General features: G+C 68.3%; 12 protein-coding genes and 1 pseudogene. 8 read left to right on the top strand and 5 right to left on the bottom strand.

Going from position 1 to position 13,988, the window contains the following annotated elements; translation table 11 throughout:
- Positions 1-184: 184 nt before the first annotated feature.
- A protein-coding gene (locus AC0OLQ_RS15805) for an IS5 family transposase (protein WP_484532358.1) occupies positions 185-984 on the top strand; the annotation gives its coding sequence in 2 pieces (ribosomal slippage) (positions 185-521 and positions 521-984; 801 coding nt in all).
- A gap of 15 nt (positions 985-999) precedes the next feature.
- Here the strand turns inward: AC0OLQ_RS15805 and AC0OLQ_RS15800 are convergent.
- Positions 1,000-1,793, bottom strand: a protein-coding gene (locus AC0OLQ_RS15800; RefSeq protein WP_484532357.1) for an IS5 family transposase whose coding sequence is annotated in 2 segments (ribosomal slippage) — positions 1,000-1,457 and positions 1,457-1,793 — 795 coding nt in all. Because the reading frame shifts where the segments join, the coding sequence is not laid out codon by codon here.
- Positions 1,794-1,931: 138 nt separating this feature from the next.
- On the opposite strand from AC0OLQ_RS15800, the gene AC0OLQ_RS15795 reads away from it, so the two are divergent.
- Positions 1,932-2,270: a hypothetical protein gene (locus AC0OLQ_RS15795; RefSeq protein ID WP_484531955.1), complete on the top strand. Its 339-nt coding sequence runs from the start codon at positions 1,932-1,934 to the stop codon at positions 2,268-2,270.
- A gap of 239 nt (positions 2,271-2,509) precedes the next feature.
- On the opposite strand, the gene AC0OLQ_RS15790 is transcribed toward AC0OLQ_RS15795, so the two are convergent.
- On the bottom strand, positions 2,510-3,070 hold the full coding sequence (locus tag AC0OLQ_RS15790) for a hypothetical protein (RefSeq protein WP_484531954.1): 561 nt from the start codon (positions 3,068-3,070) through the stop codon (positions 2,510-2,512).
- A gap of 51 nt (positions 3,071-3,121) precedes the next feature.
- Entirely contained in the window at positions 3,122-3,571 is a 450-nt protein-coding gene (locus AC0OLQ_RS15785; protein ID WP_484531953.1) for a hypothetical protein, read from the bottom strand.
- A gap of 106 nt (positions 3,572-3,677) precedes the next feature.
- On the opposite strand from AC0OLQ_RS15785, the gene AC0OLQ_RS15780 reads away from it, so the two are divergent.
- Complete coding sequence (locus tag AC0OLQ_RS15780; RefSeq protein ID WP_484531952.1) at positions 3,678-4,937, top strand: DUF6236 family protein; 1,260 nt, start codon at positions 3,678-3,680, stop codon at positions 4,935-4,937.
- A gap of 435 nt (positions 4,938-5,372) precedes the next feature.
- Here the strand turns inward: AC0OLQ_RS15780 and AC0OLQ_RS15775 are convergent, their stop codons facing one another.
- The gene (locus AC0OLQ_RS15775; protein ID WP_484531951.1) at positions 5,373-8,831 is read right to left on the bottom strand and encodes a DUF4365 domain-containing protein; all 3,459 of its coding nucleotides are present in this window, start codon (positions 8,829-8,831) and stop codon (positions 5,373-5,375) included.
- A 193-nt stretch (positions 8,832-9,024) separates the two neighbouring features.
- Between AC0OLQ_RS15775 and AC0OLQ_RS15770 the strand changes: the two genes are divergently transcribed.
- Genes AC0OLQ_RS15770 through AC0OLQ_RS15760 form a run of 3 tightly spaced genes read left to right on the top strand, consistent with a single transcriptional unit; the run spans position 9,025 to position 10,782 of the window.
- The gene (locus tag AC0OLQ_RS15770; RefSeq protein WP_484531950.1) at positions 9,025-9,666 is read left to right on the top strand and encodes a carbamoyltransferase N-terminal domain-containing protein; all 642 of its coding nucleotides are present in this window, start codon (positions 9,025-9,027) and stop codon (positions 9,664-9,666) included.
- Positions 9,590-10,354 carry a carbamoyltransferase C-terminal domain-containing protein gene (locus tag AC0OLQ_RS15765; RefSeq protein ID WP_484531949.1) on the top strand — a complete coding sequence of 255 codons (765 nt, stop codon included), beginning with the start codon at positions 9,590-9,592 and terminating at the stop codon, positions 10,352-10,354. The genes AC0OLQ_RS15770 and AC0OLQ_RS15765 overlap by 77 nt, the downstream gene beginning before the upstream one ends.
- Positions 10,351-10,782 (top strand): hypothetical protein, encoded by a 432-nt coding sequence (locus tag AC0OLQ_RS15760; protein WP_484531948.1) that lies wholly within the window; start codon positions 10,351-10,353, stop codon positions 10,780-10,782. The genes AC0OLQ_RS15765 and AC0OLQ_RS15760 overlap by 4 nt, the downstream gene beginning before the upstream one ends.
- On the opposite strand, the pseudogene AC0OLQ_RS15755 reads toward AC0OLQ_RS15760, so the two are convergent.
- Positions 10,710-11,105, bottom strand: a pseudogene (locus tag AC0OLQ_RS15755) (transposase); the annotation flags it as partial. The gene AC0OLQ_RS15760 and the pseudogene AC0OLQ_RS15755 overlap by 73 nt on opposite strands.
- Positions 11,106-11,302: 197 nt before the next feature.
- Here AC0OLQ_RS15755 and AC0OLQ_RS15750 point away from each other — a divergent pair.
- Positions 11,303-11,713, top strand: coding sequence for a hypothetical protein (locus AC0OLQ_RS15750; protein WP_484531947.1), 411 nt, complete (start codon positions 11,303-11,305; stop codon positions 11,711-11,713).
- A 242-nt stretch (positions 11,714-11,955) separates the two neighbouring features.
- Positions 11,956-12,570, top strand: coding sequence for a hypothetical protein (locus AC0OLQ_RS15745; RefSeq protein ID WP_484531946.1), 615 nt, complete (start codon positions 11,956-11,958; stop codon positions 12,568-12,570).
- The last annotated feature ends 1,418 nt before the right edge of the window (positions 12,571-13,988 follow it).

Raw genomic sequence — 13,988 nt, 5'->3', positions numbered from 1 at the left:
CGGCTGAGCTGGGAGCCGGGCACGCCCCCACCACTCGCATACCAGGCGTCCGCCCCACCCCTTGGAGGTGATCGACATGCCACCCAGGCGTTAAGAGCTCCTAACAGAATGATCTAGGTGTGCGGTCCTCAGTAGACGATCGAGTAGAGTGCTCGGCCGTGAGGAGGGGGAGCAGCCGCCGTGGATCGTCTCGGACGACCTGTGGGCCGAGATCGAGCCGCTGCTGCCGCCCCGTCCGCCGCGCAGGCACCGGTTCCCGGGCCGTAAGCCCCTCGATGACCGCAAAGTGTTGTGCGGGATCCTGTTCGTGCTCTACACGGCGATCCCGTGGGAGTACCTGCCCCAGGAACTCGGCTTCGGATCGGGGATGACCTGCTGGCGCCGCCTGCGGGACTGGAACGACGCTGGCGTGTGGCAACAACTGCACGAGATCCTGCTGGGCAAACTCCGGGCCGCCGGGCAGCTGGACATGTCCCGGGCGGTGATCGACGCCTCCCACGTCCGGGCGCTCAAAGGCGGCCCAAAACCGGTCCGAGCCCGGTCGACCGCCGCAAGCCAGGCTCGAAACACCACGTCATCACCGACGCCGGCGGCATCCCCCTCGCCGTCAGCCTGACCGGCGGCAACCGCCACGACGTCACCCAACTGATGCCCCTGGTCGACAAGATCCCGCAGATCAGAGGCATGCGCGGACGGCCCCGGCAGAGACCGAAGCGGATCTACGCAGACCGCGGTTACGACTATGACTGCTACCGCCGGGACCTGCGGGCCAAGGGCATCACCCCGGTCATCGCCCGACGCGGCGTCGCCCACGGCTCCGGCCTCGGCACCCGACGCTGGGTCGTCGAGCAGACCATCGCTCTGCTGCACTGGTTCCGCCGCCTGCGCATCCGCTGGGAGATCCGCGACGACATCCACGAAGCATTCCTCAGCCTCGCCTGCGCCATCATCTGCTGGCGACGACTCCAACACTCAAAGAGTTAGGAGCTCTAAGAGGTCCTAACAAAGTCGTACGGTGTGTCGGTACGTGATGATGCAGGTGGCGAGGGCGAGGAAGGCTTCGTGGATGTCGTCGCGGCGTTCCCAGCGGATGCGTAGCCGTTTCATGCCGTGGTACCAGGCGATCGTGCGCTCGATGACCCACCGGACCGTTCCCAGACCGGAGCCGTGGGGCTGGCCGCGGCGGGCGATGCGCGGGCGGATGCCGTTGGCGCGTACCGCTCTGCGGTACTTGTCGTGGTCGTAGGCGCGGTCGGCGAACAGCTGGTCAGGGCGCTGGCGGGGCCGGCCGCGGCGGCCTCGTACGGGCGGGATCTTGTCGATCAGCGGGAGTAGTTCGGTGACGTCGTGGCGGTTGCCTCCGGTCAACGACACGGCCAGGGGAATGCCGGCGCCCTCGGTCAGGACGTGATGCTTCGAGCCCGGGCGGGCGCGGTCGACCGGGCTCGGGCCGCTTTTGGGCCACGTCGGGCGGCCCGCACATGCGAGGAGTCGATCACGGCGCGGGACCAGTCCAGCTTCCCGGCCGCCTGCAGCTCTGCCAGCAGCAGCTCGTGCAGACGCTGCCACACCCCGACCCGGTTCCACTCCTCCAGCCGCCGCCAGCAGGTCATCCCGGAGCCGAACCCCAGCTCCTGGGGCAGGAACTCCCACTGGATGCCCGTGTGCAGCACGAACAAGATCCCGCACAGCACCTGCCGGTCCGGGATCCGCTTACGCCCCGGGTGCCGCGGGTTGCGCACAGGTTTGGGCAGCAACGGCTCGATGCGCTGCCACAGCCCGTCCGGCACGATCCACGGCGGCTGCTCACCACGCCTCACGGCCCGACATCCTAGATCAGACTCCACAAGGGACAACAGATCTAGAGATCATTCTGTTAGGAACTCTAAGTCCCGCGCACGGAGCGCGGGCGGCCGGAAGGCGATCGTCACATGGCCCGTACCGACGTTCACCGACCGGAGCGAGTGCAGCAGCTGGATCCGCAGTTGCGTCGCTGGTTCACCGACATCCACCGACACGGCTCCGGCCCCTGCGACCTCGACAAGTTCCTCGCCTCGCCCGCCTGGAACCGCACTCGCTGCTACCGGCAGCCCTCGGCTCAGGCCCCGAACCTTTGCGGCTGTCGGCTCTGCACCTTCCAGTCGCACCGTAAACTCGCCCACCGGCAGGAGCGCGTCACTTGGCGTTCGATCCGTCGGCAGCTCCTCGCCGAGCACCGCGGCGGCGAGCGCAACCTCGACGTGCCCCCGATCCGCGGAAAGGCCTGGTAGCAGTCAGCCGCGGTAAGTACCTGGCCTTCAACAACGGCTCGGCCATCTGACCGACATGGTCGACGAGTGGAGCCTCGATGCCGACTCCGACCGATACGGCGCCACGAAGGCGCTGAGTGTTTGAGGTTCCGGTGGTGGAGGTCGAGCTCGGTTTCATCCTCGCCGATGGACCACCACCGGAGCCTCGCCAACGATCGCTCAGGCTGGCGCGGCTGAGCGCGCCGAGCCTGATGCAAGGCTCAGCAGTCGTCCTGCTTCCACGTGCGGTCTTCCCGCACCCACGGCTCCTTGTTCTGGTTCAGGGCGGGCACGTCATAGGTGTAGGTCACTCGGGCCAGATCCCCTGAGATCTGCGCCTCGAAGGTCTTGATTGGCATCGCCTTGCCGTACATCTGCTTGGCGGCCGTCAGCATCCCGGTGAACTCGCTGAGGGTCACGCGTTCCTTGCATCTGGCCGAGAACAGCTCGTAGCCAGCCGTAGGCTTCGCGTCGAGGAAGGCGTCCGAGTACGCCACCACCGCCTGGCGAAGCTCCGCCTCCTCGCTGGCGGCCTGAGCGGTCGGGCTGGCCGCCGCCTCCGACGCCGTGCTGGCGGCAGGAGCTGGCGATGTCGAGGACGGAGTGGCTTCGGGCTTATCGGCGTTGCTGCTACAAGCAGCGAGGGAGAGCAGGCAAAGGGGCATTACGATCATGAGTTTCCGGATCATGGCGCGGACAGTACTGCCGCGATAGCCCTCGAAAATCGACGGGAGCAGGGCGGTTAGCTCGGCGAGCAGCCATGCAGGCGGTCGGCGCGCCACCCCCTCATGCGTGGGCCTGAGGGCGGACGGCACAACGGCTGTAACGCCCCCTCAATGCCGTGCAGATCGCGCCGCCCGCTGTTCGAACAGCGTTCGGATTACCTCCGCCGCTGGCGAACGCGCCGGGAACGGCTTGTCCCAGTCGATCTCCCCGCCAACATGGTCGACCGCATCCAGCAGTTGCTCGTAGGTTCGCGGTTCGAGGCCGTCCTCGGCGCCCTGCGGCCAGACCAGCAAGGCAGTTGGGCCAGTTTCGTCCAGGACGACACGCGCCACGACTGCTGGCGGGCTGATGGGCGAGTTCCTGCCCGGTTGTTGACGGAGAGGGCCGGCCTGAACCAGTAGAACCTCGTCCCCCGGTCGCACCGCGCGCTCGTCCCCGGGTTTCATGAGCCATGAGTCGACTACCCCGCGCCCGTAGCGTTGTTCGAGGTTCTCGCGGGCGGCGGCGGCCTTCGGTGGGTCCGGGACCGGGTCGTTGATGGCGATCCCGATCCACAAGCGGCGGGGCTGCGGCGCGGCCCGGCGTTGGGCCGGTACGTGGGCTGGGGACCGTAACTCTCGCGAGCCTTCCCGGCTGTAGCGCCAAGAGGGCATTGTGGTTCCTGTGAGCGATGTTGCCCTTTACTTCCCGTACGTCAACCTGCCCGGCGACAGTTGGGTGAAGGCCGCAGCCCTGCACTGGCCCCAGCTCGGCCGGATCCGTCCACACGGCTACTACGGCCTGCGCGACTCGGACACGGTTAAATGGCTCCGGGACGAACTCGACTTCGTCATCGACGTGCGGCCCGCGCACGGAAGCCGCCGATCCTGGGTGGATGACGACCTCCTCGCGAGGCTGAATAGCCGCAGCGTGGACACAGAGAACCAGATCGACGCGTTGTTTTACGACTTTCTCAACCGGCACAAGGACGAGCTGATACCTCGATACGGGGCCGAGGCGATCGGGGTCAAATCCCTCCACACCCAGGATGTCTACGATGAACTCCTGCCGCTCGATACCCGTTTGGAAAAGGTCCACCCCGGCAAGATGTCCTACGGGCTGGCGCACCGGCTGGCGGAGGACGGGCTGCTGGTGTCCCGCAGATACCAGTGGCGCCGCGTGTCCGACGGAAAGGTGCTCTGTATCAGCGACCTGGCGATGCACCGCCGCTTGGCCGGGGTCTACTTGGCGATCTTGGCGGACGTGGTCGCCCGGGAAAACGGAATGACGCCCGTCACCGATCAGCCATTGGTCTCTACCGCCACCTCGGGCTGGACGATCGAGGCGATGGCACAGGTCCTGCTCGCCGACGACATCGAGACGGCGCCGGAGGGTCAGACGGACTACAGCCAGGTGTTCGCGGTACTGGCTCTGCAGACAGTACTTCCGCGCGACTTGGCCGAAGTGCCGGTCGAGCGGATCATCGAGGCACGACGGAGGCTGCTGCCGCAGCTCATGCGCTATCGCGAGTTCCTCGACTCGCTCACACCGGACTTCGTGGCAATCAGCGGCCTCCGGGACCCAAACGTGCGGGCGGCCAAACTGCGCAACCACGTGGAGAGTAAGGTCGCGCAGCCGCTCGATGAAATGGAACGCACGCTCGGTCGGCTCGGCCTGCTACCGGTCCGAGCCGTACTCAGTCTCCAGACGCTCGCACCCCCGGCGGCGTTGGGGGTTGTGGCCAACGCTGTCCACCTGCCGCCAGTCGTCACCAGCGCGGGCGTGGTCGCGGGATGTCTGGTCGGGGCAGTAAGCAGCGCTCGATCAGCGGAGGCAAATCATCGTCGGCCATCCCACGGGCTATCTGTTGGACGTGCGGCACGAACTGGGCCCTTCCGACACCGTTGCGCAGATCCGGTCCGCCGTTCGGCGGGCGGCGCCTAAACCACGACGCTCCACAGCGGGCACCTGAGCGAAGGTCCCTCATGCCGGAAAGGGCTGGCCCCGTGGTGCCTTGACCGTTGTAGTGCAGGCCGTTCGGCGCTCAAGAATCAATTGCCGACCGGTACCCGCTCGTCGCAGACATGGCGCAAGTCAGCCCAGAGGAAGCCTGTCGCGACCTCTAGGCGGCGACCACAGGAGCGGATAGCTCAGGGCGCCGACCCAGGCTGGGCCATCAGACGCAAGCTGGGCTGTCTGCATAACATCCACCCCTGCCCGCTCAGCCATACGTGCGATCAGCCCGCAGGGCCAATCACGAACTGCGGCAGCAACCTCGCGGCCACCGCACCCGCATCGGTGGCTCCCTCCGCCTGAAGTGCCTCGACCAAGGCGAGGTTGACGTACATCGGCTCCGGGACGATCTCCGGGGACGCCGGCTCAGCCAACTGGGCCAGGAAGTCTGCCGGTACCGCGCTGCCAGCCTCGTGCGCAGCGAGCAGCGCGGTGACCACCACCTGTTGGTACCGCTGTCGCATCCGGCCCGGATCGCACTGCGCGAGGGCCCCACCCAGGGCTACGCGGGTCACGCTGACGAGTTCCTGCGGCGCCTCGGCAGCTGCAGCGCGGGCAACGGTACGCCAGGCAGAGATCCGGTCGCCGGGCTGCTGCCCACTGCTGACGATTCAGCTGGAGGAGGCCGGGTCCGTCGGCCCATCCCGTGGCTGCTTGCAGCGCGGCCGCCTGTTCCCCGGTGAGGGGCAGGTCGACCACGTACTCGGCGGCCAGGGTCATGATCACCTCAGCGGCCTTCTCCGCGGACAGTCCAGCGGCGGCGATGAGGTCGGTCGTGCCGAACGCCGGTACTCCTCGCGCGCGAGCCTGCGCTCGCAGCGCACAGTCGTCCGAGTACATCGCCAGCCCTTCGCCTTCAGCCAGCGTGATGACGTCGTCGCCGGGGTTGGAACCTGCAGGGACCGGATCATGTGGCAGCGCCGCGGCGATGTCCTCGAGCTCGGCTGCCCGCCGGCGTAGCAAGGCTCGGCCCGTCGCCGACACCTCCTCACGCTTGACCACTCCGCCTTCGAGGCGGACGAGGTGGCTGGCGCCGACGGACACCCATATCGCGTCGCGGCTGCGGATCGCGTCGTCGACGGTGCTGGTCGTTGTTCTCAGGTCAGGCAGCCGGTGCCGCAGAAGCTGACCGTCCCGGCCAAGCAGTTGCAGCAGGTGTAGCGCGGACAAGTCGGCCACGCCGCCCCCCGCCGCCAGTGCCGCTGCCGCTGCCTCGGCACCAGCGGCCCGTAGGGCCGAATGGTCGTCGGCTGCGATGACGGCGCCGAGCGAGCGCTGCAGCAGCAACTGCCCGTACGGACGGCGGGCCATGCTGGCGAACGTGGCCAGGGGCATGTCTTTCCGCAGTACTTGAGATTGGGCAACGCGCAGTTGCTCGTCCTGCGCGTCTTCCAACCGGCGGCGAAGCTCCTCGTCCGAGACCTGCTGCGGGCCGTGACCGGCAGCGGTAATGGTGTCGACCACGTGTCGGACCCGGTCTACGAACTCGGACGGCCATGGCACCTGGTCTCGCTCGACGCGGCGCAGCTCACGCGTCAGCAGGGCGGCAAACGCTGCGGCCAGAGCGGGGACGTGCGCGTATTGTTCGGCGAGGTCGGCGGCGATGGCCGCGTCAGCGGGAGTTAAGTCGTCGCCGACGTGCAGCTGTCCCCACAGGCGAACTTGTACCTGGTTGACCGGGGTGGGCCGATAGCTGGTGAGGATCCTACGGGCCTCGGGAACGTTTCGCTGGTAGTACAGGGCCGCGAGCAGGGGCCAGATCAACGCGTCGTTCTGGCCCTGCGCCAGCCCAGCGTGGCATAACCGCGCAACCCGGGGCCAGTCGCGCCGATCTGCTAGGTGCGTGACGACGCTGCGACGAACCTCCGATCGGACATCAGCGGACAGGCGAGGGTCGGCCAGCCAGTCTGAGATCACCTGGTCGTCAATTTCAGCGCTGCCCGGCAACTCCAGCATCCGGGGCAGCATCTCAATCAACATCGGGTCTTGCCACTGTCGCTGCTGGCGGTGCCACTCCTTCCACGCATGTTCGGTCCCGTGCTCCTTTGCCACGAGGCGGATGAGGTCGGCGACAGCGGTCACTTCACGGGCGGCCAGGACTCGGAGCTCCGGCAGTACGGCTGCGGCGTCGCGGGTGACGGCCTGCGCGCGGAGGGCAGCGAGTTGGTAGGGCAGGTCGGGTATGACCGAGCGGGCACGCAGGCCGTCCAGCGCGGGGATCGGCCAGACGCCGAGGTCCGCCAGTTTCAGCGCGCAAGCTGCGCGTATCTGGTCATCGTCGGCGGCGGCGAGTGCAGCGTGCCACGCCGTTCGGCGGGTAGCCGGGTCCGAGGTGTCAGCTTCGGTCACGTGTGCGTCCACGAACGCCAGCCGCGGATGCCCGGCGAGCAGGCCCCGGAAGTGTTCGAGTGCGGTCTTGTTTTCGGTCACGGTCGCGGCGGCCGCGCCGCGGGTGGCGATGGCGGGCGCGGCAGCCTCGCAATCCAACGCGTTGCCGCCGGCGACGGCCGGCAGCGCTTCCGCGATGACTTGCTGGGCGCTTCCCGTAAGCAGTTCGAGGTCGAGCAGTTCGGCGAGGGCCTTGTGGCTTGGGCCTGCCCAGCGGCGCATCTCCTGCAGCGCCGCCCGAGCGTGACGGAGTGCCGCTGCGCCGTCCGCCGCGCCGGCGCCACCGCGGCGGACCGTCCGTCGCCGCTTCAGCGCGTCGGCCAGACGGAGCTGCAGTGCTTCCCGCCCGGGGGTGGCGACGCCGAGCTCCAGGAGCCGGACCGCCTCGTCCAGGTCGCCCTCGCGAATCCGTAGCTCCGCCAGGAACGCCAATGCTGCCGGCTCCTCGAGCAGTTCCTGCTCGGTGGCGTTCAGGACGGACGCCGGTGCGGGCACGGCGCGGGCGTCACCCGGCGCGATCTCCAGGTACGCCAGCCCGCAGTCGGACAGCAGCACCGCGCCTGCCTTGCGGGCCTCCTCAAGTACCGGCCGGGCCCGCTCCCGCTGCTCGGCCTCCAGCATCGCCATACCGGCCAGCGCCCGTCGGCGCGCCGCCTGTCGGCCTCCCACGTCCGCGGCGCGCAGCAGCAGCGACGCCGCGACCGCCGCGTGTCCGTGGCTGAGTGCGAACGCGCCCGCGGCAGCCCAAAGCTGCGCTTGGGCGGGGCTGTTCAACAGCCAGGTCGGCTCGGCGGCGAGGATCTGCGCGGCGATCATCGGAGGGTTGACGACGCCGTCGGCGAGCATTTGCGCCATCATCGCCGCGCTCAGCGGGTCCTGTTCAGCGGCCAGGCGCAGCCCGCGGCAGACATCATTTGGCAGCCGGTCCAGAAAACGGTCGAACGCCTCGCGTGCCGGTTGCCCGGTGCGCCTGGCGATGTGCTCGAGCGGCTCCCGCGCGTTTGCGTCGAGGACGTTCGTCTCCGGGATGGCGACCAGGAACGACTTGCCGGTCGGCCGGGCTGTCGTTTCGTCGATGACCTGCCAGTAGCACGTGCGTCGGTCGGGGTGATACAGCACGACGATGACCGGCAGGCTGTGCCCTAGCCAGTAGTTGAGGTGGATGCCCTTGCCGCGAAAGGTCATCTCACCCTTGCCGGGCTTGCCCCGTCCGAAGTGCGAAGGGCCACTCTTGATCTGAACGCCGATCAGTCGGCCGGTCACATCGTCGTCGGGCGTGACGACCTCGATGTGGGCGTCGATTCCGTAGTCGGCGACAGACTGCTCCCGGAACTCCCACCCCAGGTCCTCGAGGACCGCGGTCAGTACCGCCGCGACACCTGCGCGGTCCGCGCGGTGCGTCTGGCCCCGTTTCGGAAGGTTCGCAGCGGCGCTCACGCAACAAGTCTGCCCCTGCTCTGGCTGGCGCCCAGGACGGCCCGCGCCCGGCGTGTCGATCTTCATTGACGGGGTCCGGCTCTTGTCGAAGGTGGGCAGGCATGACGGCACATCCCGAGCGACTTTGATGACCACGCTCGGTCGGGGTCCGTGTACCCGGAAGTACCCGGGGCGATCCGGCCGCCTCCAGCCCGTGCAGCACCATCGCGCCCACGCCCTGTACGCGTTCCTCGCCTCCGGCGTCGACGACGCAGCAGTAATGATCGTCGACAGCCTCGGTGAGCTGCAGACCACCACCACCTGGCACGCCCGCCGGGACGGCCCACGAGTCATCCTTGACCTGCGGCATGCGATCAACGACCCGGCTTCCCTCGGATACGCCTACGGGGCCGTCATCGAGCACCTCGGCTGGCGACGCGGCGATGAGGAAGGCACGGTGATGGCGTTGGCTGCCCTCGGTGACCCGGCCCGCTTCCGGGACCTGATGTCCCGGGCGATCCGGCTCACCGCGGACGGGTTCACCATCGATCCGGCACTGCTCGCCCTGCGGGTGCACTCCAGCCGCTACGGCCGAGTCACGCCCACCTTCGTTGCCGCGACCTGCCCGCCCCGCTCGCCGGCGGCGCCAGTCGAGCCCGTCCACGCCGACCTGGCCGCCGCCCTGCAGGAGCGCACCGAACAGGTGATGCTGCATCTCGCGGCCCGTGCCCGCCACTTGACCGGATCCGGACTGCTCTGCCTGGGCGGTGGGGGTCGCGATGAACTGCGTCGCGGCCGGTCTCATCGCCCAGGCCAGCATCGTCGACGAGGTGCATGTACCGCCAGCACCCGGTGACCCCGGCACCGCGATCGGCGCCGCAGCCGCAGCCTGGCTGAATGTGACCGGCCGTCCGCCCGTCGGCATCGCCCAGCGTTGCTACTTCGGCCCCGCCTACCCCGGCCTGACGCTGCCAGCCGCACCCCGACCCGGTCTCCACGCGGCCCGCCTGACCGAACCCGCGCACCACCTGGCCCGGCGCCTGGCCGACGGCGAGATCGTCGGGCTGTTCACCCGCGAACTGGAGGCCGGGCCGCGGGCCTTAGGGCACCGGTCGATCCTCGCCTCGCCCTTGAACGCCGGTGTAGTCGAACGACTCAACGCCACCGTCAAGTTCCGCGAACCATTCCGGCCGTTCGCCCCGGTCGTCCTCGCCGACAAAGCCGCCGACTACGTCCGCCTGCGCCACCCCTCGCCGTTCATGTCGCTCGCCGCGCCCGTAACCGACCTGACCCGCGACCAACTACCGGCAATCGTGCACATCAACGGCACCGCCCGGGTGCAAACCGTCACCCGCAAACAGCACCCCTTCCTCGCCGACGTCCTCAGCACCTTCGGCGAGATCACCGGACGCCCCGTCCTGATCAACACCTCGTTGAACATCAAGGGCAAGCCGATCTGCGGCACACCCGACATGGCTCTGGACTGTCTCGTCGAATCCGGCCTCGACGCGCTGCTCATCGAAGACTGGTGGGTGACGAAGTGAGGATCAGGTACAGCTTCTGGGGGTTCCTCGGCCCCGGCATCACCGACACCCCGGACGGAGGCCGCAGCCACCGCCGGACCCTGATCGACGGACTCTGCACGGCCGGCCACGACATTGTCTTCCTGCAGCTCAACCGCGACTTGTGCGAGGCAGGGGACGACCTCACCGGTCGCTACCGCTGGGACGTCGGCCTACCCGACATCGACGCGCTGTTCCTCGAATGGGCGCTCGACGCGCTGCCGCAGGACCTGCAGGGCCGGTACGGCGAAGTCGTGCTCACGGTTCACAACGGTGAGTACCTGAGGGTTCCGCTCGACGGCGAGGGTGAACTGGTCGCGGAGCTGCGCGAGCGTGGCTACGAGGTGACCCGCGACGATGACCTCATCAACCTGCTCGACGGCCTCGGCCTCGGCTCGGTGACCGCCTGAGGAACGACGGAGACGCCGGCATCGGTTCCGAGGACCGGTTCGTCGCGGGCGATGTAGCGCGTGAGGCAGCGCATGATCTCGTTCTTGGTCTTGCCCTCGTTAATCCGGCGGGTGACGTAGTCCTGGTGGGTTGGTGGCAGCGCATCGGGATCAGTGTGACTCGCCGCAGGGCGCTGTTGGCGTCGCGGTCGCCCGCCGCGGTGCAGTCGGTGGCAGTCGGTGCGCCCTGAGCTGGCCGGGACTGGCGCCACGGCGCAGAGTCGGGCGAAGGCGGCTTCGGACCGCAGCCGGTGGGGGTTGTCTCCCGCGGTGACGAGGAGCTGCCCGGGGTGAAGTCCGCGCCCCAGCAGCGGTTCGGCGTGGCCGCAGTAACCTCGCATTGCAGTAGGTCCTGCGCTCGCTGGGCACCGGGTCTTTGGGATGCCGCCGCTGACTTCTGCGGCAGGGGCGCTTGTATAGCCATGCTGCCGTCACCTACAGTCCGATTCGGTCAATCCGCGACCCACGGGAGGCTGATCGGGTGTCGACGTACGGTCGCCAAGATGACGAGTGGGACGTGCTGGTGGGCGCGGGCAAACAGTTCCTGCGCGAGCGCGCGCTGATAAAGCGCAACACGTCGTACACCGAGATGAGCGTGACGCTAGCGCGGCGCACAGGCTGCCCGGCGTTCGACTTCTCGGAACAGGCCGAGCGTGCTGCGATGGGCTATCTGCTGGGCCGGATCGTCCACGAGACGCATCCAGTTGTCGGGGCGATGATGTCGGCTCTGGTGATCTACCTTGATGCGAACGACGCCGGCCCCGGCTTCTACCAGCTCGCGCAAGACATGGGTCTGCTCCCAAAGGGCGCCTCGAAGCAGGCTCGAGAGGCGTTCTGGGTCCAGCAGGTGGGAAGGACCTTCGCCTACTTCCGCGCAGGTGGCCGCCTTTGAGTTCGAGCCCGGCGATGCCGCCTCTCGCGTGGGGCGGTTGGCTTCCGCTGGGCGACCGGGACGCTCGCCTGCAAGTGCCCCGAAGCCCGGGGCTCTACCGGGTGAGGCGCATCGGTGACAGCGCCCTCGCCTACGTCGGGCAGACCGCTGAGCTACGACGCCGACTCGGTCAGCTATGCGTGTTCAACCGCGATGAGATGCCATACAACGACCCACACACGGCCGCTCCCTGCCTCTGGGTCATGCGCACCGCGGACGGCGCGGAGTTCGAGTTCTCCATCGCCGAGCTCGCCGGGGACGTCAGAGAGCGCAAGCTGGCGGAGTGCGTGCTCCTCTCGGAGCACCGAGCGCAATTCGGTCGCTCACCGACGGCCAACTTCGGACGCATGCCCGACGGGTGGGTCAAGTCCACCGGTAACAATGCAGCGCTCGTGACAGCAGGCCGCAGAGCGCGCGGCTACCAGGACCCCCACGCCTCCCGGCCCGCCGATCACCGGCCAGCCCTCGACCTTGGCCGGGCTCCGACGGCCCGCGACTGGGCCGAGCTCCCCTGGAGTTCCTGGAGCTCGAGGCTGGTGTCGGAGCCGATGGTGGGCGTCTACCGGATCCGCCGCCCGGGCGAGGCGTGCCTCGTGTACATCGGTCAAGGACAGATCCATGCCCGATTGACCGCCCATGCCGCCAAGAGCCGACGCGAAGGCCACCGGCAGCGCGCGGTGTTCAGCCAAGCCCTCGAAAGCTCCTGGGCAGGCCTGCCTGGCTGCTCCCCTACCCAACTGCTCGAGATCGAGTGCGACCTGATCGCCAGTCACGCCCTCACCACCGGATCGGCGCCCGAGGCCCAGTTCCTTGGGTGAGCGCCGACCTTCTCGGGCCTTCTAGCTGTCTACAACACCCGTCCAGCCATCCCGCCGCGGCCGACGCCGTCAGGGCACAACGGAGGCAGGCCGCTATGAACAGCGGCATTGCCCCGAGCTCGACACGGCCACCCCGCAGGATGGGCAGATGTCGGCGCGAGATCGCGGCACAGCGGTGGCGACATCGCCCCTACGTTTGCGCTTCGATCTCACGGCACCGCCCTTCCCTGCGGCCGTTCGAGAGGGCTTGCGGTCACGGTCTAGCCCGGAGTCCAGCGCCCGCAGCACCTTGCGGACATCGTCCTGGGTGAACGCCGTCCACCCCCGTCCGTGCAATAGCCTCGTCAACGCCTCAGGGCTGAGATCTGGTGCCTTGATCCAGAAGGTGCGAACTGCCACCACGAAGTCACTCATTCGGCCGCTTGCAACGGGTTGGCCCACGGGTACGGCAAGGCTGCCGAGTCGCTTGGCTTGGAGTCCTTTGTTGTGACGCTCGCTCGGCACCGGGCCGGGGTCCCGTCGCAGGGCCGCGCGCACATCGGACTGCTTGACGGTCGTATACCCCAGATCACGTAGCCGCCGCGCAAGTGCCTTGTCGCCCATGCCGGGATGCTGCGCGCGAAGTGCATGCGCAGCGTTGACGATCTCCTGGTAGTGCGGCCGAGGAGCACGACTCGTAGGTTCAGGCACACGTCGCACCTGACGGCCTGGTCTGGGCGGGGCGCCGAACGGCTCGGCGGCGGTATTCGGGGTTCCTCGCGTGGCAGTCGGTCCAGCCACGAGTCGCGGTTGCGATCGGGCTGGTCATCCTTCTCCCAGTCGTGGCCGTGGTCAGAATGCCGTCCATCGGCGTCGGCGTACCAGTCGCCAATGCTGCTCGCCATGATGCCGCCTCCCCCGACCCACGCTGCCTGCCGGCGTCACGCTAAGCCTGCCCTGCCACTATCGTCTGTTGCCATATTTTTCTCCATCCGGAGCGAGCGCCAGATGCCCGATCCGTAGGCGTACAGAGATCGGCGGAGATGGCACATCCGGCTGAGGGTTGGGTGCGGCATCAACGAACCTTCACCAGATTCCCGACAGTGAGCCTGGTTCCCGTCGGGCAGGTGAGCGGCTCCCCATCGGGGTAGCGGGACGGGCCTCCGCGGGGCCAGCTGATCCTCACGCCGTCCAGGGCCGGAGGGGTCACGTCAGGACCGGCCCGTACCGCTATCCGGCTCGCTACGTGACCGGCCGCGGGCCGCGTTGATATCTGCGAGCATGCGACCACACCCGAATGTCACGTTGCAGCCATCGATCGGACCATTCCCACCAAGTCCGGCGACACTTAGGGTAGTGCGGTGTTGACCCGCGCCGACGGTCCGCTGGCGTGGCGAGGGTTGGACGCCGACCGCATGGCAGGAACAGGAGCGAAAAGC

This window comes from Micromonospora sp. Utrum1, from assembly GCF_057197805.1.
The sequence above is the reverse complement of the archived record's forward strand: the minus strand, read 5'-3'. Positions and strand labels throughout refer to the sequence as shown.

Coding starts and splice junctions, on each gene's coding strand:
- AC0OLQ_RS15795 (WP_484531955.1), top strand. CDS start 1,932: ATGGCCCGTACCGACGTTCACCGACCGGAGCGAGTGCAGCAGCTGGAT.
- AC0OLQ_RS15765 (WP_484531949.1), top strand. CDS start 9,590: ATGAACTGCGTCGCGGCCGGTCTCATCGCCCAGGCCAGCATCGTCGAC.
- AC0OLQ_RS15745 (WP_484531946.1), top strand. CDS start 11,956: ATGCGCACCGCGGACGGCGCGGAGTTCGAGTTCTCCATCGCCGAGCTC.